Here is a 20,126-nt window from a genome sequence, read left to right as displayed (position 1 = left end):
CAGATGACTGAAGTAGAAAAAAAGAACATGAGTACAGGCAAAAAAGTGGCAATAGTGATTGCACTTGTTGTTATTTTAATTGCCGGTTACTTTGCATTAAATATTTACAGGCTTTACTTTGCCCCTAACGTTACCGAAAATCAAAAATATTTATACATTAAAACCGGAAGTAGTTATGACGACCTGACCGCAACGCTGAAAAAGCATGGTATCGTAAAAAGCATCTCTTCTTTTACTGCAGCTGCCGGAAAAATGAATTTAGCCACAAGTGTTAAACCCGGCCGTTACCGTTTAACCAAAGGAATGACCAACCGCAGTTTAATTAACTTAATTAAAGCTGGAAATCAGGATCCGGTTAAATTGAAATTCCATAACATCCGCAAAAAAGAAAACTTTGCTGCATATCTTGCCAGCAATCTGGAAGCCGATTCGTTAAGCTTTATCAATGTTTTAGATTCTACAGCGCTGATTAGCAAATATGGTTTTAACCAGGATAATGTGTATGCCATGTTTATCCCGAATACTTACGAAATGTACTGGAATATTTCGCCGGTTGATTTTTTTGAGCGCATGCACAAGGAATATGATAAATTCTGGACAGCCGACCGCAAGCAAAAAGCAGCAAGTTTAAACCTGACTCCTGTACAGGTATATACCCTGGCCTCTATTGTTGATGCAGAGGCCCTTTACGACAAAGAAATGCCTATTATAGCAGGGTTGTATTTAAATCGTTTAAATAAAGGCATATTGTTACAGGCTGATCCAACGGTGATTTTTGCAAACAACGATTTTACGGTAAAAAGGGTAACCGGAAGATTACTACAGGTGCAGTCACTTTACAACACCTATAAATATGCTGGTTTGCCTCCAGGACCGATTATGATGCCAAGTATTAATGCAATTGATGCCGTACTAAACCGCGACAACAACAATTATATTTATATGTGTGCCAAAGAAGATTTTTCCGGCTACCATAACTTTGCTGAAAATAAAGCGCAGCACGAAATCAATGCAAAGAAATATCGTGAAGCTTTAAACAAAAGAAACATTTTTAAATAATGTATAGCCACAGTACAAAAATCAGGGTTCGATATGGCGAAACCGATCAAATGGGTTATATGTATTACGGCAATTATGCACAGTATTACGAAGTAGGCCGGGTAGAAATGTTACGCAGTTTGGGTATGAGTTACAGCTCGATGGAGGCTGATGGAATTATGATGCCTGTTTTGGAATTAAAGTGCAAATACATTAAACCTGCACTTTACGACCAGGAAATTACGGTAAAAACAATCGTCAAAACCTTACCGGGCATCAGGATCTTTTTTGAATACGAGTTGTATAACGAAAAAGAAGAGCTCATAAACATTGGGGCCACTACGTTGGTTTTTGTTGATATGAAGAAAAATAAACCTACAAATCCACCAGAAAATTTTATGCAAAAACTATCGGTGTTTTTTAATTAACAAATACAATGGAATGGTTACACAGGCAATTATTACATCTTAAACTCTATTCTAGATTTATCGAATGGACGAAGGGATGTGTTTTGCCTGGTTTTAGCCCACTTCCATTGTATACTGTAGCCACATTTTTCTTTCGTGAAATTGGTAAAGATGCTTTGGTAAACAAGTCATCATCATTAGCTTATAGTTTCATGCTGGCCATCTTTCCTGGCATTATCTTCTTATTTACGTTAATTCCTTTTATTCCAATTAAAGGCTTCCAGGATCAACTATTAAACTTAATACAGCTTGTACTCCCGCACAATGCTTTTGATGCCTTTGAAACCACATTAAAAGACATTATTAAAAACCAGAACAGGGGCTTATTATCGTTCGGTTTTTTATCAGCCATATTTTTTGCCACCAATGGGGTTAAAAACTTAATGAAGGCTTTTAATAAATCATCATTGATTATCGAAACCAGGGGTTGGTTAAAACAACGCTTAATTGCACTGGTATTAACTACGATTATTTGTTTTTCCATTATCATCTGTATCAGCGCCATGACGCTGGGAGAAGTTTTACTGAATAAGATCACAAACGAACTCCACATTAAAGGTAGTTTCCTGGCCTTTGCCGTAGAGTTTACCCAGTGGGCACTACTGGCTATTTTATATTTTTTAACGGTATCTATCTTATATCGATACGGGCCGGCACATTCAAAAAAGTGGCGTTTCTTTAGTGCAGGTTCCTGGCTGGCTACCATTTTAGCTTTCCTTACTATTTGGGGCTTTTCTTTTTACATTAACCATTTTGCTTCATACAACAAAGTATATGGTTCTATCGGAACATTAATCGTAGTCATGATCTGGCTTTACCTTAATTCTTTGATTTTATTGATCGGTTTCGAACTAAATGCCAGCGTTGATGTGAGCAAAAGAAGTGTGAAGATTATCCGCCCTACCTTTAATTTGTTCAAAAAATCTGAGCCAATTGAAGAAAATATACAGAAGAAATAATTTTTTCTCCCTCTGTGTTAAGTAATTATCAAGTTTATATAAAAAAAAAGCATTCATAGTTTGCAGTTTTAACCGGAGTTCGTACTTTTGCCTCCGGAAAGCTGGCAGAGTGGTCGAATGCGGCAGTCTTGAAAACTGTTGACTGTAACAGGTCCGGGGGTTCGAATCCCTCGCTTTCCGCCAAATAGAAAAATGGGTCTTATTAAGGCCCATTTTTTTTACGTCTAAAAAAAATGGCTAATTCGTGGCTATTTTAATTTCGAAAGGTAGAAAAGCAGGTTTTATAGTGCTAGAAAAGAATGGGTTCAACTCCCTTCCTCTCTGCAGAAATACAAAAGAAGATCTCTTCTTAGTGCGAAAAAGCTAATAATGCCAACAATTTTAAGTAATTGCAGGCTTTTCCTTTGCCAGCCGGTATGCCATAATCTTTATGGCTAATCTGTAGCTATTCCTTTTGAGGCTAAAAATAGCACAGAATTTACCTTGATCCAATCCAGAACGGCATTAATTCAACTTTACTAACATTTAAAATTGTTGAACTATGCTAGAAAACAGTTACGGGTTGAACCTTCTGAAAACAAGCTAAAATGTAATAAGTTTTATGGATAACTGCTGATTAATCTTATTCAATACTTTTTGAAAAACTCATCAACTTTGTCGATTGCTGGTTCAAGAAATTCATCATTATCATATAAGTCCATATGAGTGGCACCTTGAATATCCATCCATTCTTTTTCCCCAGCAGCCATATCATATACTTCTCTGTCCATGTCATGCGTAAATGCTTCACTGCCTGCTATAACGAGAAAAGGTGTAGTAAAATATTTTGCCTGGTTCATAAAAACTCTTGAGGGATCAACAGGAAGGCCGATTGTAGGGTAGTTTGGAGTATAGTTAGGAAATTTATCCTGTCCGGCCCGTACAAAATAATATTGATATCCATCTTTCATTGCCTGTGAAGCGGAATCTGGAGGCGGTAAGGGCATCCCGCCGAAAATCGGTGCCATTTCATACTCTCCGGTTTCATAATATTTTTGTTTTGCTTCAGCAGCGGTTTCTAACATCTTATCAAGAATATCTTTCGGGTAAGCACCAAACAAACTTGCAGCCGCATCAAAGTTGCCGACCAGGGTGGCCACTGCCTTTATGCGGGCATCTCCGATAGCTACGTTGCAGATATAAGGGGCGCCGGCACAGGCACCCAGACCATAAAATCTAGCTCGATCCACAAATTTTAGCGTCCGCAAAAAACTGATAGCATCAGTGGTATTAGGAACCATATTATGAATCGATTCATAATTTCTTACCTCACCTTCACTATCGCCGAAATTTTTTGGGTCAAAAACAAAGAAAGCGTATCCCTTTGAAGAAAGTTTATTTCCATAAATTGCACCTGTCTGCTCTTTTACCTGGGTGCCAACACGTGTGTATATAACCGTTGGATAGGTTTTTTCATTGTCAAATCCCTTTGGCAGATATAGGTCTCCGGCAAGTTTGCAGTCTAAACTCATAAAGTAAAGCCTGTTTTTCCCTTCTTTTAGCTGACTATAGTTAACTGCATCAACAGTTTGATATTTTTTCATTTTATTACTTTTAAGCATTATTTACTTGGGTTTTAAATCCAGCTTTGAATACATATGATAATTGCAAAGCGATCTCTTTACCTCATCTGATGAAGAATCAAAATATATTTACAATAGTCAAAATTATATGAAAAACAGTATATATTTGATACTTGTATACAAAAGGATACTTAAATAGAATGGAGGAGCGGAATTTTAAGGATAAAATCAGATTTGTACAGGATACCCAATTTGTACTTGGCGGTAAGTGGAAACTGCCCATTATCATTTCTATTTATCATGGAAACAAACGGTTTAACGAAATTCTGTCATCAATTCCACCGATTACCAACCGGGTACTGTCGAAAGAATTAAAACATCTTGAAGAAAATGAACTAATTTCCCGAAAACTTTATGGCGATTACCCGATAAAAATCGAATATAACCTTACGGATTATTGTCATAGCATTACAGAAGTATTGCACGCAATGGAGAAATGGGGAAAACAGCACAGGGAAAAAATTAAGAAAAAGTAATCCCAATCAACGAAATTTTGAAATACCCAACAGCGTTATCTTAACTTACGGCAAGAGCACCCAAATATCCTACCACGGGTTGCCACATTGCTTCTTTTCCTGGAATAAAGAACCAATCATTGAGCCGCATAAAAAGAGAATACAAATAAATAAAGCGGAATTAACTTCTTTAAGTTTGGCTTGTTTTGGTAACCAGCCAATTATCTTTACAGCTGTAAAAGTCATGAATCTGGTTAATATTTGATTCTATTAAACTATTTAAAGATACCGATGCCAATATAGCAACTAGCGTTAATATCTTCGCTAATTGAACCCGCAATACGCCTTTTCGCAAGGTAATGTTAACCAAAGAATTAGCGTAACAAGAAAAAAAAAGATTGTTACGGTTAAGGACAGATCAAATAATCTGTCCTACCATCATTACGGCATCGAATATTATTGTTATGCCAGACTTTCTGTAAAGTTTTTTATATGAAGGGTTACGCCAAGGTGGCTTTTTTCAAGAACTAAAACTTCATCAAAAGACTCAGCTGCCAATTCCAGCTGTTTTAAACCCAAATAGCCCAAACCCTGCATATACAAGCAATGTATTTTATTACGGTGATCCAGATCATCTTCCCAAATGGTTAAATCAGGCAGCGATACGGCAAAATAATCGATGGTTACTTTATCATTTAAATGTTCCCTCGCATAATTGACCAATTTTTCGAAGCGCAAATCTGCTTCAGGCTTCCTGTTTAGTTTAAGTAATGCCAAACCCTGGTAAAAAATCTTATCAGGTTGCTGGTCATTATAGAAAATAGCTGCAGCTGGTTCGCTTAATCCGGTAGCCGCTTTTTCCCAATTAGCGCTGGCAGCACTTAAATCATCCAATTTTTCGAAAGCGACGCCCAACCAATAAAAAATATCATTTTCCTGTGCTCCGGTTAACTTGCCCTCGGCCAGGTTATGTGGATAATGCTGTGCGTCGTTAAGGTTTTGGATAGCTCTAGCATTGTCCCCGTCAGCAATGGCCTGTTTTGCCATTTCTACCAAAGCAGTTACATACTGAATAGCCACTTTACCCTCGCCCCCTTCCCATGGGTGGAAAATCCTGTTCTCTAATAAATCAAGGGCCTGCTGATGTTCGCCCATAAGGTTTAACAGGGTGATGAATTCGAGGTAAACATCATCCCGCTGGTTTACAAGGTCCTTGTTCTTTTCAAGGAAATCGAACCTGAAATTAAGATTTTTATTTACCCGTTTATACAATTGATCCAGCTCCATTAAGATACGGGCGTCATTGTTATCAAGCGAAAATGCCTTTTCCAATAAGGCAACCGCCTGCTCCTGTTTATCGGTTTTATTGTAATAGGCCAAAGCCAGGTTGCGGTAAACAGTTGGGAACTTCGGATCTATGGCAATTGATTTTTCCCAACAAGCTATTGCTTCATCATAATTTTTAAAGGCATACCAGAAATTACCTAGATAATAAGGTGCTTTGGCATCGTTCGGGTTTTCCGTTATTGCATGGTTCAAAGCCAGAACTGCTTCGATCTGATTTGGAAAACAATACTGCGGATTGGCGCCAGCGGCTTTATAAGATGTGCTTTTTGCCAGCTTTTCGTTGCCGTTTTTACTGTAAAACAAGGCCAGATAATAGTAAGCCAATGGATAAACATCTTGCTGCAGTTCGATACCTGAGTTTAAAAGTAAAATGGCTTCGTTATATAAACCTGCACCTGCATAGTCAAGCGCATATTCAATATAATTGTGAATATTTTTTCGGATCAATGCATGTATTTCAGTTAAATCGCCTGGCTTTTCTGATAAGAGATATTTTTCAAAACGGATACCAAAATTAAAATGGTCGTTATTCAGATAAGCTTCTGAAGTTGCGATAGCTTTTTCAGTTCTGCCCAGTTTGCGTAAAATCGTTACGTGTAGGTGCAGTGCTTTTTCATCGTGGGTGTTTTTCGAAATTGCTTTTTCGACATGCATTAAAGCACTTTCCAGATCACCTTTAATCACATCAAGCTGTGCGATATTAAAATAACCCTGGTTCTGCCAGGCGGCATTCCAGATCGATTTATAAAAAGCATCGTAAGCTTCTTCAAATTTATCCTGAAACTTTAAAGATAACCCCAGATTAAAATAAGGTTCGCCATCGTAAGGGTTCGGATTACGTGCGGTAAGGGTTTTAATGGCCTTTCTAAAATAAGCTTCAGACTCCGAGAACTTTCCCCTGCGTAACTTTAAAAGCCCTACAGCATTGTTGCACCTGATGTCGCCATCATCCCTTATCAAAGCTTCGTTGTAATAATCTAAGGGATTGTAAATGGCATGACGGTATTGTTCAAGATGTAGCCCAGTTAAGAAAAGTTGCTCGTTGTTGTCGATATCTGCCGGGGCCTTTGCAGGTTTTGCCGCTTCGGGAATATCGGTTTCATTCACATCTTCCCATTTCCAATCTACTAAAACGCACCCTTTTTCATCGGTAACACTGATTTCTAATTTTTCTGGATTTCCTTCAAAATCGATCTCTTTTTGATAAGATACTGTTGGCGCTGCATCATATTGATCGTTCAACAACTCGCGGTTACCATCTTTCAATACAATTTTAGTATGGGGATAAAGCCCCGTGGTATATACCTTAACGGTCAGTTTTCCTGCTGCGTGTTCGATATTGAGCATTGCATTTTTAGTAGCATTTTTTACCACTCCCAAATCGCGATATGGCATATAATACTGTACAAAATCTTTATATTCACCCGGCATAATCCACGAAAAATCGGGCTGATTATCTGTATAAACACCGCACATCAGTTCGATATATGGCCCGTCCTCATCGGTAAGGTTTCGGTCCCAGGCTTTCCCGAAATCTCCGTTGCCCCATGTCCATTGTTTTTTACCGGGAGAAATATGGTGATTGGCCACATGCAGCAGACCGCCTTTGCTATCATTTTCATATCCGCCGACAAAATTATATTTAGACGAAACCGCCATATAAGAGGTTGGTACAGGGATGTTTTTATAACGCGAGATATCGGTACCCGGAGAATAATCAACTTTATAGTAAGTTCCCTTTGCAATCGGGAAAGACGAAACATCGCGTTTTCCATGATCGAAAACTGCATTTACATCGGGTGGGAAAACAGACTGATAATCGTCATTAACTTTTACCGCAGGATTTGCCCACCACAAAAATGTTTGTGCAAAAGGTGTTCTGTTATATAACTGACCTTTAATCTCGAGGTAATTTTTATCGGGATAAAGGGTAAAACCAATAGTTCCTTTAGTACGGAACATCCTTTCCACCTCACTGCACCAAACCGTTGCACTGCCATCTTGGTTTTCTTCAAATAAAAAGTCAACCGGATCAAAAGTTGATGGCCGGTGGTGCTGTGGCCAGTTAAATTCGATACCCCCGGAAATCCATGGACCGGTTAAACCAACTAAAGCCGGTTTGATCACCTGGTTGTAATAGATAAAATGACGGTTTTTGGTCTTATCAAAAGCCATCTGCACCCTTCCGCCCAGTTCTGGCAGGATCATGATCTTTACAAAATCATTCTCAAGATAAACTGCATGGTAAGTTTTATCTATTTTTTCATCAGCAATTTTCTCGATCACAGGGTATGGATAAACAGCACCACTACTCCCCTGATACACTCTTTTTTCAATAAATACCGGATTCTTTTCCGGCAGGCCAACTTCATAGGTTGGGATAATAACAGGTTCTGTCCAAACTTTAACTTTCATATTTCGAATGAGCATTTTATATTTTTGATTGGGATTTTTATGAGGTTCTTGATATCTGGAAAGTGTTTAAAATCAATGCCCGATTAAGGTGGTTTCGAGTTCTTCTAACGTTTGTCCCTTTGTTTCTTTTACTTTACTTTTCACGAAGAAGAAACCTGCCAAACAGATTACCGCATAGAGGTAAAACGGACCAAAAGCACCGAGCCATTTGGCCAGAATCGGGAAGGTAAAAACCAGCACAAAATAGGCACTCCATAAAGCAACAATTGCTACTGACGAAGCTTTGCCCCTGATACTGTTTGGAAAGATCTCTGAGATCAGCACCCATGTAACCGGGGCCAACGAGGTAGCATAAGTGGCAATAGCCAAGAGTACGAAAACCGAAACCAGGTTAGCCTGTGCGTTGCTCTGCAAAAGGAAAGCCAGGATGATATACAATATAGAAAGCCCCAAAGAACCGATGAGCATCAACGGCCTGCGGCCCAGTTTATCTACCTGCCACATCGCAACGATGGTAAACACGAGGTTCACGATGCCGATAGCAACGGTTTCAAAAAGCTGTCTGTCTAAATTGGCACCTACTGCTTCGAATATGGTAGAGGTATAATTAAATACCACATTAATACCACATAATTGCTGAAAAACAGCTAAGGTGATACCCACCACTACTGCCGGACGGATGGCCTTTGCAAACACAGCGCGGTAAGTCTGTTTTTCTCCCCCGCCATCCATTGAAGTGGTGATTTTGGCAAAAGTCTGTTCTACAAAAGAAGAATTGCCAATTTTATTCAGTACTTTTTTGGCCTGATCTATCTTCCCCACTTTAATTAACCAACGCGGACTTTCAGGTAACCATAATACACCTAAGAAAAACAGGGCGGCAGGAATTGTACCTAAGCCGAACATCCACCGCCAGGCATTAACGCCATAATCGGCCAGTTTATAATTAATCAGATTGGTAACTAAAATCCCGATTACTACGGTAAGCTGGTTAATCGCTACATTTCTACCACGCTTTTCAGGCGGGGAAACCTCTGCAATATACATAGGACTTAACATCGAGGCCATACCTACGCCGACACCGGCAGCGAAGCGCATGAGGATAAAAACAGTAAGGTTATGAGAGAGGGCCATCCCGATTGAGGATACGGCAAATATTAATGCAGCCAGCATCAAACCTGGCTTGCGGCCTTTATTATCGGCAATATTTCCAGCCATTACACAGCCTAAAATACAGCCTAACGCCAAAGAACCTGTAAGAAAACCCTCCCAATAGGCATTAAGCGCAAATTCGGTACGCAAAAAAGGTAAAGCACCTGATATTACGGCAAAATCGAAACCGAAAAGGTATCCCCCAAGGGCCGATATAAAAGATATGCCTAAAATGTAAGTGTTATTGTAAGAAACAGTTTGATTGTCCATTATGACTTGTATTTGGTTAGCAGATCAACAATATAATCTGACATTCAAAACTAGTTATCCAATATTAACAATCAAATAGCCTATCAAGGCAATTTAATGGATAATCAACGCAATCACATGGACAATACTATCTAGTTAAATAATCGCAATCTTCGGGCTTAAAAATAAAAAATAGTTCCTTCGAAGTGGATCTGATTTCCATGACCACATAACTCCGCTGCTTGAACCGATTCCAATAAAAAAAGCCGCAGAACCTGGCAGGTCTGCGGCGATGAGCGTAAATACAACCCATTTTATAAGGCTGAGCGTATTTTTTGTTATCTAAAGGACTTCTATCTTTAAAACTACACTGGTCCTACTTTGGTTTACATCAGGGTTAAAACCTATTTTCATCAGGAAATCTCCTGTATAGGTTTTGGTATCATCTATTGATGATTTGGTTCCGGGATAAACGTTGATCTCGGAGATTTTATAGTTTTTAGCAGCATCCAAACCATTAAATCTTATCGGCAGTTTACTCCCCTCCCCATAGCGGCTGTTTACAAGATAGTTGAATACGATACCTGTTTTTTTATCTTCGCTGAGGTACAACATCGAGGCCACACTGCTTTCCCTTGGATTCGAAAGTCTGTACTGATCGCCTTGCCAGATCACCGGTTTGACATTATTATAGGTTTTAATGGCATCCTGACAAAATTTTAAATCGTTGGGTGATAAATGACTCACTACAATATCAAACCCCATTTTACCCATCATGGCTACATCAGTGCGAAATTTAATGGGCTGCTTGCCCCAATCGGTAACATGGTTGGAACTCGAAATTGCCGGATAGAAATACGAATATTCCCATTGCATAAAAATCCTTTCTAAAGGATCGGTATTATCGCTTGGCCAAAACTCAGTGAAGTACTGTAAAGCACCATAATCTACCCTACCACCGCCGCCTGAACATAACATCATCGGTACGGTTGGATATTTTTTTCTGATACGCTCAAGCACTTTGTACAATCCGCGCACATATTCGATATAAAAATGTGACTGGTTTTTAAGCGTGGCCGAATGCGCATTATAGATTACAGCATTACAGTCCCACTTAATATAGGCCAGTTCTGGGTTTTTGGTAAAAAGATCATCTACCACGCCGAAAACAAAATCCTGTACATTCGGATTGGTTAAATCGAGCACCAATTGGTTTCTAAAATAAAACTCTTCACGCTTGGCTTCTTTAACCACCCAATCAGGATGTTTTTCGTAAAGCTCGCTTTTAGGATTCACCATTTCGGGTTCAATCCAGATCCCGAATTTTACATCATTGTTTTTAGCTTCTTTAACCAGTGAAGCGATTCCGTTAGGCAGTTTCTTTTTATTCTCGTCCCAATCGCCCAAACCGGCCACATCGCCGTTCCGTGGATATTTGTTCGCAAACCAGCCATCATCCAGTAAAAACATATCGACACCTAGTTTCTTGGTATCTTTTATCAATCCGAATAATTTATTCTCGTCGAAATCGAAATAAGTGGCTTCCCAGTTATTTAGCAAAGTCAGGCGTGTACCTTTCCCGTCAAGCAGGCGATAGTTGCGGGCCCACGACTGCAGATTCCTACTTGCAGTACCCTTACCTGTGTTCGATAAGGTCGTAAGAAAGGCAGGTGTGGTAAAAACCTCATTCGGTTTTAGGGTATATGCCGATGCGTAATTGTTGATCCCTGAAATGATTCTCAAATTATCGAGGTGATCGAGTTCCAGATCGGTGCGGAAGTTACCACTATAAGCCAGGGTACCATAAAGTACAGTGCCTTCATTTTCTGTAGCAGGATTGTCCATCGACACCATAAAAACAGAGGGTTGGAACAGGTTGGCACGGGTACCTAGTTTTGAATCGAGTGTTTTTATCCCGTGTGTGATCCTGGTTTCTTCGGGCTGCATTTCTTTTGCCCAGTCGCCATGGTATTGGGTAAGGAAAAATGAGCCTCCCCTTAAATAAAGATTTGCAGAGGCGAATTTGTGCAGGATTACATTGCCTTTCTCCTTATTTTTGATCTCGCTCCATTGTTCTACTACGTTCTCGTTATAATAAACCTTAAAGTATAAGATAGCTTCAAGGTTATACGCAGGGTCTTTTAATACAATACTGGTGATGGAAACATTAGCGGATTCTTTTTTTATGCTGTGGCTAATATAATGCAGATCGAGCGAGTTGTTCCCGTCGCTATGGGTAACGGTAATGGCTGGCTCGAATAAATTTCTTGTTCCTGAAGTGCTGTAGGCGGCATCATTAACCTCCGTATAATCGCTTCCCTGCTTATATGCGTTTGTGATGTTGGCATAATCGCTTTGCTTAGCCAGCTTTGGGCCGTAATACACCATTTTAACGTTAGTTTTGGGATCTGCCTGAAGCACAATGGCATTTTCTTTGGTTTCGATAGGGATAACCGTTTGTGATTTTACCTCAAGTAAACATAAGATTAGGCCCGAAAATAAAGTGACTGATAGTTTCATATAATATTGGTTCTCTGATAAACGATCTGTAATTATTGGTGGATGATAATAGCAAAACCTCCTCCTTTCGCCATACTGACAGGCAAAATGGTTTTTTGGTTTACTGTGATAGTTTTGTAAGAATAGGCTGTTGCATCGGTATTGGCGCTGGGTCCATCTGCATAAATTTCGGCCTGGTATTGCTTTGATGGCTGGAGAAAAGAAAAGTCTACGTTAACTTTGTGTTCATCCCAATTACCCATACCGCCAACGAACCAGGTGTTGCCTTTTCTTTTGGCCATCACCACCTGCTCACCAACTTTGGCCGACAGGGCTTTTTCTTCATCGTAAACGGTTGGCACTGCCGATAAAAACCGCATAATTGTATCTTCTTTCATATAAGCGCTTGGCGAATCGGATAACATGGCCAGTGGCTGGTGGTAGATGACATACATGGCCAATTCGTGGCACCTGGTTCCCTGAGCTGAAGGCAATCCGGGATCAATCGGTTTAAAAGTTGATTTGGTTTTATTGCGCATTGCGCCAGGGGTATAATCAAACGGCCCGGCAAGCATCCTGATAAAAGGTGTGAGCAGGTGCAGGTCCGGATTGATCGTATAATCCCATTTATCAGATTCTGCACCTCTTACGGCTTCGTAATTCACAATATTGGGGTAGGTTTTTTCCAGTCCCGTTGGTTTACTGCAACCATGAAAATTGATCATCAGTTTCCTTTTTGCCGCTGCTTTTGCAATCAGTTCAAACCATTTTATGGCCTCCTGGTCATCGCGGTCGATAAAGTCTACTTTTAATCCGACTGCACCTAAGGATTGAATAAAATCGAGGTTCTTATCAAGATCTTTAAGCAAGGTAGTGGCTACACACCATAAAAACACCCCCACATTTTTCGACTTCGCATTGGCGATCACGGCCTTGATGTCGTTCTTCGGGTTGATTTTGGTGAGATCATAATTGTCAGACCAACCTGCATCTACCATTAGATATTCGAGTTTATACCTGGCGGCAAAATCAACGTAATAATTATACAACGCGGTATTGCGGTTATCCATTCCTGATGGGATAGCAGCTCCCGGCAATAAAGCATCATGCCACCATTCCCAGGCTGCTTTTCCGGGTTTGATCCAGTTTTTATCTTTAATTTTTGATGGTGTTGCCAATTCTGTAACCAGGTGATTGGTCAACAATTGTTTATCATCTGTAGCAATGATGGCTACGCGCCATGGATAACTTCTCGCTCCTGTTGTTTTTGCGATAAAAGGAAACCTTTGTTTCACTACTGAGACAAAATTGCCCCAGCTTCCGGGCACAGCAAGTGATGGTAATTGTGCCCATTCGCCAACAAAACCCGCATTTTCCTTTTTAACGTACATACCTGGATAATCGAAAAGATCAGATTCGGCAACAATTACTTTTGTTCCATCTTTATCAGCAAAAAATGCAGGCGTGGTAGCCCTTTTCCCTGCTGGAATAGTTTCAACAGCGTTCGATTTAGTATAAACCCCTTCCCAGGTGGTATAATTATCGGTTTCTTGCAATATGGCTGCCGCACTTGGTTTAACATTAAAGGTGGCCGTTTCGTTAATAACCTTCACGGAATCTTTTAAATGGGTGATAAAACGATAAGCAAAGCCCTCATTATATAACCTGAAAACCACATCGTAACGTTTACCAAAACTTAAAGTCAAAGCATTGTAGCGCGCTGTTTTCTGGCTCGAGGTTTTATCCGGAACATCACCGCCGCCGAGGTTCTCGTTATCCATTTCCATGCCCATCGGCGAAAATGTAATAATTTCCTTTTGCTGCTTTAGCATAACCGAATAGCCCAAAGTTTTGCCTGTGGCTATGATTACATTAATATTCCCATCTGGTGAAGCCAGGTTATAATTTTTTTGTGCAAAAGTTAACTGAGCAATCAAAAAAAACGCTGAAAAAGTAGGCAAAAAATGTTTCATCATCATATTGTATCGAATTGGTAAATAATTTTCTGTTGGTAAACATCACCTTTCTTTAATGCCACTTCTGGTGCAATTTCCTGATTTGGAGCATCAGGATAATGTTGACATTCCAAGCATACGCCATTAAATGCGGCATAGGGCCTGCCATGATGGCCTAGAGCAGTGGTATTCAAAAAATCGCCCGTATAAAGCAATACTCCGGGGCTATCTGTAAATACCTGTAAGCGCCTGCCCGAGGTGGGGTGTAAAAGCTCAGCAGCCAAAACAAGCTCCGCTGATGCCTTTTTCTTCAACAGATAATAGTTGTTTAACCCTTTGTTTTGACCAATCACATCTGCCAGCTGCTGCCCATTAAATGTGTTGGTTAAGGTTGGTATAATTTTTCCGGTAGGAAGATAATCCTTGTCCATTTCCAACATTTCTTCTGATGGGATGCTTAAACAATGGTCAAAAATACCAGTATGTTTGCCGCTCAAATTGAAATACGCATGATTGGTAAAACTGACGATCGTTTTTTGGTTAGAACGGGCCTGATAGCTGATCAAAACTTCATTATCATCGGTCAGTTCGTACGTTACCGAGCAATGCATATCACCTGGAAAACCGCCTTCACCTTCGTAGCTGTACAGGGCAAAAACCACCTTATTGTCTTCAGTATGGTAATTAAATACCTTATTGCTAAAACCAAAAGCGCCACTGTGGTTGGTGTGCAGTCCATCGTTGGTGTGCAAATGAAAGGTTTTGCCATCAAGCATAAATTTTCCATTTGCAATGCGGTTTGCAAAGCGGCCAATGGTTGCCCCCAGGTAATTCCGATCATCAAAATAATCTTCCAACCGGGCAAAACCCAGTACTATATCTGAAAGCAGACCATTTTTATCGGGCATCACCACCGACACCAATGTGGCGCCATAGGTACTTAACGAAATAGATGCACCATGCCTGTTGATTATTTTAATGAGCTTAACTTCATCTACCGGACTGCTTAAGCTATCGTCTTTTGTATTGGTATTGTTCATTATATATTTTTGGCAGATATAAGCAATAAGATCAGCGCGTTAGCCTGCCTTTCTTAAAGAAACTGTAGTGATCAGTTTCCCATTCACTTTAACTTTTATATGGTTTGCAGTAGGTGAAAAAATCTGGTAAGCGGTAATTACACCGTTCTTCCAGCTAAGGTTCACCGTATAATTCCCCCGGGCTTTTAAACCCTTCACGCTTCCATATTTTTTCCAGGCATCGGGTATAGCAGGCAATAAACTGATGTAGCCTTCGTGGCTCTGGATCAGCATTTCAGCAATACCCGCAGTAGCCCCAAAATTTCCGTCGATCTGGAAAGGAGGACCGGCTGAGAGCAGATTATCGTACACACCACCACCTGCTCCATAATTGATATCGGTACGCTGGGTAGGTTTCAACAGTTCCCTAAAAAGTTTAAAAGCCCTGTTTCCATCCCTCAAGCGTGCCCAGAACAACAGTTTATAAGCAATTGACCAGCTTGGTCCGTCGTCTCCCCGTACGTTCAAAGTCTTTTTTGATGCTTCAGCTAAATCGGGCGTAGCATCAACGGTAATCAATGAAGCCGGGTAAACCCCATACAAATGCGAAATATGGCGATGCTGAGGATCGGTTTCTTTATAATCCTCGATCCACTCCATAATCCGTCCGTCTTTGGAAATTCTGCCCGCAGGCGGCAACAGACTTAATTTATCCTGAAGTGATTTTTGCAGCTCTTCATCCCTATCCAACTTTTTGGCGGCATGGATTACATTAGTAAAAAGCTCACGCACGATCTGGTTATCGATGGTTGGGCCCATGGTTACATTGGCAGTTTTTCCATTTGGCATGTAAAAGCTATTTTCCGGCGAAACCGAAGGGGCAGTCACCATCCAGCCTGTTTTTGGATCAGCAATCAGCACACTGCTGTAAAACTGAGCCGAACCTTTAATAACGGGGTATATTTTTTTGAGGTAATTTACATCTTTGCTAAAGGCATAATGGTCCCAAAGATTGTTGCAAAGCCAGCCTGAGCCTGCATTGGCAACACCCCATGAAGCGCTTTCGCCAGGTTCTGTAAATCCCCAGATATTGGTAATCACGTGGGCAATCCAACCATCTGCATTATAATAGGCCTTTGCAGTTTTTTGTCCACTGGGCACCATATTGGCTACCAGATCGGCTAACGGAAGATTAAGTTCGGAGAGATTTACCACTTCCAGCGGCCAGTGGTTCATCTGCACATTCACATCCAAATGATAATCACCGTTCCATGGGGTGTGGATCTGGTTGGCCCAAAGTCCCTGCAGATTTGGAGGCAAAAGCCCAACCCGTGTACTCGAAATGCTAAGGTACCTGCCATATTGAAAAAACAAAGCTGGCAACTGTAAATCGGATTCAGGGTTTTTGTAATACAGCGCTATACGTTTATCAGTGCTGAGCTGACTGTTCTTGCCAGCTCCAAGGTCAATATCCAACCTGTTGAATAATTTTTGAAAAGCCTGACGGTGTTTTAACTTTCCTGCGGTATAATCTTGTTTGATCGCTTTATCAAGGAGCAGTGTCGCATTCTGCCTGAATTCATCATCTTTATAACTGGTTTTGCTGGAAAGATAAATGGTAAGCATATTGGCTTTTGTAACTACAAGTGAATTGCCATCTTTAGTGATTTGTCCTCCGGAAATTACAGGCTCCAATAAGCTGAGGTATTGCATACCTTTACCATCTATACCGTTATCCAGTTGTCCGGAAAGTTCAATGCGATTTGCTTTAACTTCACTCTCACCACGTTCAGGCCGGCTCAGCGATAATTTACAGTTAATCTGCCCAGGCCGATCGGCAGTGATCCTGATGATAGCCACATCACCACTGAAACTGGTAAAATATTCTCTTTTGAAATGCACATTATTCAGCGTATAATCAGTTGTAGCAGTGGCATTATTAAGCATAAGCTCCCTTTTATATGTAGTCGGCATTTTTTCCTTTCCCTCATGCTGGTATTGGATACTCAGGTTCCCCAACATCTGAAAGCAGCCCCAGTTGGTACCACCAGATCCTTTTCCGGTACATACAAAGTTTTGATTGACCAGATTTTGAGCCTCATCGTTTTTACCTTCCAGGATCAGTCTTCTGATTTCAGGCAGGCTTTTATTAGCCTCATAATTGTTTGCATCTTGTGGAGCGCCAGACCAAAGGGTAATATCGTTCAGCACAATCTGCTCATTGTTTATTCCACCATCGGGCATCATGCCCAAACGGCCATTGCCCAGGGGCAGCGTTTCTTCCCACCGGCCTGCAGGTTTATCGTACCAGAGTTTAAAAGGTCTTATTTGAGCAAAACTTTGGGACAGGCCAAAAAGTAAAATAAGCGTGGTGTAGATCAATCTTTTCATCTGAAGCAAATAGGAAAATGTGGATCGGATTTTTAAGTTACGCCACCTTATCCATCGTTAAAGGTGGCGTAGCAAAATGAATTAGTTACGTTTATAAAAGCTGAGTTCACTAAAATGCAGGTAGCCCTCACCTCCCCAGGTTTCTAGCACCTTAATTCGGATGTACCTGTATTTAGGAATCGCCGTAGGGAAAACAAATTTCTCACCTGCCTGGGCAAATGCTTTATCCTGATCAGTATTCTGGCCTTTGGGCAGTCCTGATGGTTTAAATGAGGTAAAGGTCTGGAGTTTCGTCCAACTCTCCCAGCTACCGTTCGCGTTAGGGCTATTGCTGGCCCAAACTTCGAACACCTTGATATTGCCAACGTTATACAAAGCGTTTTCGCGCTGCCAAAGCCTAAAGTTATCCAGCTGTATCTGTTCACCTATATCCAAGCTAAACCATTGCGGCATGCCCGATCCCCCGGTATGGAAACCCTGATCCTGCCCTTTAATATTATCCCAAACGCGTGGCAATACCCAGCCATATTCTGACTGAACATCGGTTGGGAGGTTTAACTCTTTAAACAGCGATTTATCGCACTCGGTCACTTTGATAATGGTTGGAAAATCAGAAAACTGGGCTGCATTAAAAGCATCAATGGAACCTGCTTCGGGATAATAAGAAGACCTGTACTGAATGGTAGTACCGGTTTTATAATTAGGGATCACAATAGAATTGTCATCCGGTAGCAGCTGCCGTTCCTCTACCGTACCCAGAATATTGGTGTAGCGGATGGTAGTAGCCACATTCATGGTATCCCTTTTATTAAAGTTCAGCTTCAGGGAACCATCAGGCTGGAACACGTAGGGTTCGGTAGCATTTACGCCCCTGTTTAACAATGTGGCAATGTAAGCTGCACCATATACCCTTACATTGTTGATTTCGGTTGCAATGGATTTATTGCCGTCGCTATCGTACGACACCACCGAAAAAGTGTACACATACTCATCGAGGTTGGGTATGATCACTTTTACCAGATCGCTGGAATTATGCAAAGTAGCCGGCACCTCGAGTGTATTGGCACCGTTGTTCCAGGTAATGATGTATTTGGTAATACCCGGATCGGGGCTGGGGTTCCATACCAGTTGTGCACGCAGGTTACCTGTATTGTAGCCGGGCTTTGAAATTTTACCCGAATATTTGATCTCTTTATTATCCAGAAAAGCCTTATAATCATCGGCATATTTTTTACAGCCAAAGAAAAGAATGGACAGCAAGCAGATGAAAGTAATATTAAATATAGTTTTCATGTTCTATTTCTTAATTAAATACTGGTTATTACAATGGGCTGCCATACAAACTGATTTCCATAGCATTTACATAATCCAACCCACCCCAGGTTTGGGTACACTCATATCTGATGTAACGCACTTGCTGTGCTGCCCGTGGCATTCTGAAATTAACGCCCTTGGCTACAAAATCCTTATCGGCAGCATTGGCCTGGTTGGGCGCTAAACCCGAAGGTGGATTCGGGAAAACAAAATTGCCCAGGTTAATCCAATCGCCCGCTACAGTTCCCTCAGCCGAATTGCCAGGCAAGGCTACATCAACAGGATTGGTTTTATTTGAGCCCCAAAGGGTAAACTTGCGGGTATTCTGGTAGCCATAAAAATCAGACGGCCTCTGCCAGATCACAAAACGGCTTATTTTTGCTGATACACCAAGACCGAAAGTACCTATGCTTTTAGGCGAACTTAAAGTATGCCATCCCGGATCGCCAAGGTTACCATCAAAGAAATAGCGGAATTCCCAACCATACCCGATTGTGGCATCACTTGGTAAACGATAGGTAGCAAATTTGCTCTTATCCAACAGGGTTTCGAATAATGGTGTAACAGTTTTAATCACCGTATCGGAAGTATTGCCAAAGCGATCTTTAGTGTATACGCCAACTTTGTAAGGCACAGGATTAAGGTTTCTGATGGATACATCAATCGTATCCGAGCTTACATATTCGGGCTCCTGCTCATCAAATGTTTTTGTTTTATCGTTAAAGACTAAAAGATGAACGGAAAGCGATGCCCTGTTTTTATTCAGTCCGAAGAAATTGGCTCCGCCAAAGTCGGCTGTGATGTTTAAGCCTGCATTCACGGCAATATAATTAGGGGTTTTAGGGTGCACTTTTACCACGACAGGATCAGACATTACATTGGCGCGGCTTACCGCATATAAAGTAACTTCGTAATCTTGTTCCTTTGCAAACCCATCTACCATAACCGTATCAGTATAATAGCTTGATTTGGTTTCTCTTACCCGGTTATCGTTAATGGAATAACGTGCCAATACATATAAAAGGTTTTTCGAATTGGGTAAAGTATAGGTAATCCTGGCTGCACCGTCAATGTTCTCTACTTTGGCATTGCTTACCGGGCCTGGTTTTGTCATATCGTCAGAAATGGCTTCAAAACTATTTTCTGCTGTTTTACAAGAAGCAAAAAACATAGTAACCAAGGCGATTGCCAACATCAAAAACACGAGACTTTTTCTGTAATTAATTTTTTTCATAATCTATAAT

Annotated in this window: 13 protein-coding genes and 1 tRNA gene; 5 read left to right on the top strand and 9 right to left on the bottom strand. The window is 40.8% G+C overall.

The window, feature by feature from the left end; all coding sequences use genetic code 11:
* The first annotated feature begins 3 nt into the window (after positions 1 to 3).
* From mltG to ACTJKN_RS10580, 4 genes are all read left to right on the top strand, one after another.
* Entirely contained in the window at positions 4 to 1,059 is a 1,056-nt protein-coding gene (mltG, locus tag ACTJKN_RS10595) for an endolytic transglycosylase MltG (protein ID WP_440824784.1), read from the top strand.
* Positions 1,059 to 1,466 carry an acyl-CoA thioesterase gene (locus ACTJKN_RS10590; protein ID WP_316847357.1) on the top strand — a complete coding sequence of 136 codons (408 nt, stop codon included), beginning with the start codon at positions 1,059 to 1,061 and terminating at the stop codon, positions 1,464 to 1,466. The genes mltG and ACTJKN_RS10590 overlap by 1 nt, the downstream gene beginning before the upstream one ends.
* A gap of 8 nt (positions 1,467 to 1,474) precedes the next feature.
* Positions 1,475 to 2,464, top strand: a complete 990-nt coding sequence (locus tag ACTJKN_RS10585; protein ID WP_029280505.1) for a YihY/virulence factor BrkB family protein — start codon at positions 1,475 to 1,477, stop codon at positions 2,462 to 2,464.
* A gap of 95 nt (positions 2,465 to 2,559) precedes the next feature.
* Positions 2,560 to 2,647, top strand: a tRNA-Ser gene (locus ACTJKN_RS10580).
* Between the two features lie 443 nt (positions 2,648 to 3,090).
* On the opposite strand, the gene ACTJKN_RS10575 is transcribed toward ACTJKN_RS10580, so the two are convergent.
* The gene (locus ACTJKN_RS10575) at positions 3,091 to 4,047 is read right to left on the bottom strand and encodes an alpha/beta hydrolase (protein ID WP_440824781.1); all 957 of its coding nucleotides are present in this window, start codon (positions 4,045 to 4,047) and stop codon (positions 3,091 to 3,093) included.
* A 179-nt stretch (positions 4,048 to 4,226) separates the two neighbouring features.
* Between ACTJKN_RS10575 and ACTJKN_RS10570 the strand changes: the two genes are divergently transcribed.
* Entirely contained in the window at positions 4,227 to 4,562 is a 336-nt protein-coding gene (locus tag ACTJKN_RS10570; protein ID WP_440824780.1) for a winged helix-turn-helix transcriptional regulator, read from the top strand.
* A 441-nt stretch (positions 4,563 to 5,003) separates the two neighbouring features.
* Here ACTJKN_RS10570 and ACTJKN_RS10565 read toward each other — a convergent pair whose 3' ends face one another.
* The 8 genes from ACTJKN_RS10565 to ACTJKN_RS10530 form a co-directional block, all read right to left on the bottom strand.
* The gene (locus ACTJKN_RS10565) at positions 5,004 to 8,303 is read right to left on the bottom strand and encodes a DUF5107 domain-containing protein (protein WP_440824778.1); all 3,300 of its coding nucleotides are present in this window, start codon (positions 8,301 to 8,303) and stop codon (positions 5,004 to 5,006) included.
* Between the two features lie 72 nt (positions 8,304 to 8,375).
* Positions 8,376 to 9,725 (bottom strand): sugar porter family MFS transporter, encoded by a 1,350-nt coding sequence (locus ACTJKN_RS10560; protein ID WP_440824776.1) that lies wholly within the window; start codon positions 9,723 to 9,725, stop codon positions 8,376 to 8,378.
* 321 nt (positions 9,726 to 10,046) lie between these two features.
* A complete protein-coding gene (locus ACTJKN_RS10555; RefSeq protein ID WP_440824774.1) occupies positions 10,047 to 12,224 on the bottom strand; it encodes an alpha-galactosidase in 2,178 nt (725 codons plus the stop codon).
* A gap of 32 nt (positions 12,225 to 12,256) precedes the next feature.
* Complete coding sequence (locus tag ACTJKN_RS10550; protein ID WP_440824772.1) at positions 12,257 to 14,182, bottom strand: glycoside hydrolase family 97 protein; 1,926 nt, start codon at positions 14,180 to 14,182, stop codon at positions 12,257 to 12,259.
* Positions 14,179 to 15,198: an aldose epimerase family protein gene (locus ACTJKN_RS10545; RefSeq protein ID WP_440824770.1), complete on the bottom strand. Its 1,020-nt coding sequence runs from the start codon at positions 15,196 to 15,198 to the stop codon at positions 14,179 to 14,181. Before ACTJKN_RS10545 ends, ACTJKN_RS10550 begins: the two co-directional genes overlap by 4 nt.
* Positions 15,199 to 15,237: 39 nt before the next feature.
* Positions 15,238 to 17,568, bottom strand: a complete 2,331-nt coding sequence (locus tag ACTJKN_RS10540) for a glycoside hydrolase family 95 protein (protein ID WP_440824768.1) — start codon at positions 17,566 to 17,568, stop codon at positions 15,238 to 15,240.
* 81 nt (positions 17,569 to 17,649) lie between these two features.
* Positions 17,650 to 18,861, bottom strand: coding sequence for a DUF4998 domain-containing protein (locus ACTJKN_RS10535; RefSeq protein ID WP_440824765.1), 1,212 nt, complete (start codon positions 18,859 to 18,861; stop codon positions 17,650 to 17,652).
* 28 nt (positions 18,862 to 18,889) lie between these two features.
* A complete protein-coding gene (locus ACTJKN_RS10530; RefSeq protein WP_440824763.1) occupies positions 18,890 to 20,116 on the bottom strand; it encodes a DUF4959 domain-containing protein in 1,227 nt (408 codons plus the stop codon).
* Positions 20,117 to 20,126: the final 10 nt, after the last annotated feature.

The sequence above is a fragment of the Pedobacter sp. 22163 genome (assembly GCF_052045595.1).
Taxonomy (GTDB): Bacteria; Bacteroidota; Bacteroidia; order Sphingobacteriales; family Sphingobacteriaceae; genus Pedobacter.
This window is presented reverse-complemented; position numbering and strand designations above follow the sequence as displayed.

Excerpts from the sequence above, each read along its gene's own strand:
- ACTJKN_RS10530 (WP_440824763.1), bottom strand. The coding sequence starts at position 20,116 with ATGAAAAAAATTAATTACAGAAAAAGTCTCGTGTTTTTGATGTTGGCA.
- ACTJKN_RS10590 (WP_316847357.1), top strand. The coding sequence starts at position 1,059 with ATGTATAGCCACAGTACAAAAATCAGGGTTCGATATGGCGAAACCGAT.
- ACTJKN_RS10535 (WP_440824765.1), bottom strand. The coding sequence starts at position 18,861 with ATGAAAACTATATTTAATATTACTTTCATCTGCTTGCTGTCCATTCTT.
- ACTJKN_RS10570 (WP_440824780.1), top strand. The coding sequence starts at position 4,227 with ATGGAGGAGCGGAATTTTAAGGATAAAATCAGATTTGTACAGGATACC.
- ACTJKN_RS10550 (WP_440824772.1), bottom strand. The coding sequence starts at position 14,182 with ATGATGATGAAACATTTTTTGCCTACTTTTTCAGCGTTTTTTTTGATT.
- ACTJKN_RS10565 (WP_440824778.1), bottom strand. The coding sequence starts at position 8,303 with ATGAAAGTTAAAGTTTGGACAGAACCTGTTATTATCCCAACCTATGAA.
- ACTJKN_RS10585 (WP_029280505.1), top strand. The coding sequence starts at position 1,475 with ATGGAATGGTTACACAGGCAATTATTACATCTTAAACTCTATTCTAGA.
- ACTJKN_RS10560 (WP_440824776.1), bottom strand. The coding sequence starts at position 9,725 with ATGGACAATCAAACTGTTTCTTACAATAACACTTACATTTTAGGCATA.
- ACTJKN_RS10540 (WP_440824768.1), bottom strand. The coding sequence starts at position 17,568 with ATGAAAAGATTGATCTACACCACGCTTATTTTACTTTTTGGCCTGTCC.
- ACTJKN_RS10555 (WP_440824774.1), bottom strand. The coding sequence starts at position 12,224 with ATGAAACTATCAGTCACTTTATTTTCGGGCCTAATCTTATGTTTACTT.
- mltG (WP_440824784.1), top strand. The coding sequence starts at position 4 with ATGACTGAAGTAGAAAAAAAGAACATGAGTACAGGCAAAAAAGTGGCA.
- ACTJKN_RS10545 (WP_440824770.1), bottom strand. The coding sequence starts at position 15,198 with ATGAACAATACCAATACAAAAGACGATAGCTTAAGCAGTCCGGTAGAT.
- ACTJKN_RS10575 (WP_440824781.1), bottom strand. The coding sequence starts at position 4,047 with ATGAAAAAATATCAAACTGTTGATGCAGTTAACTATAGTCAGCTAAAA.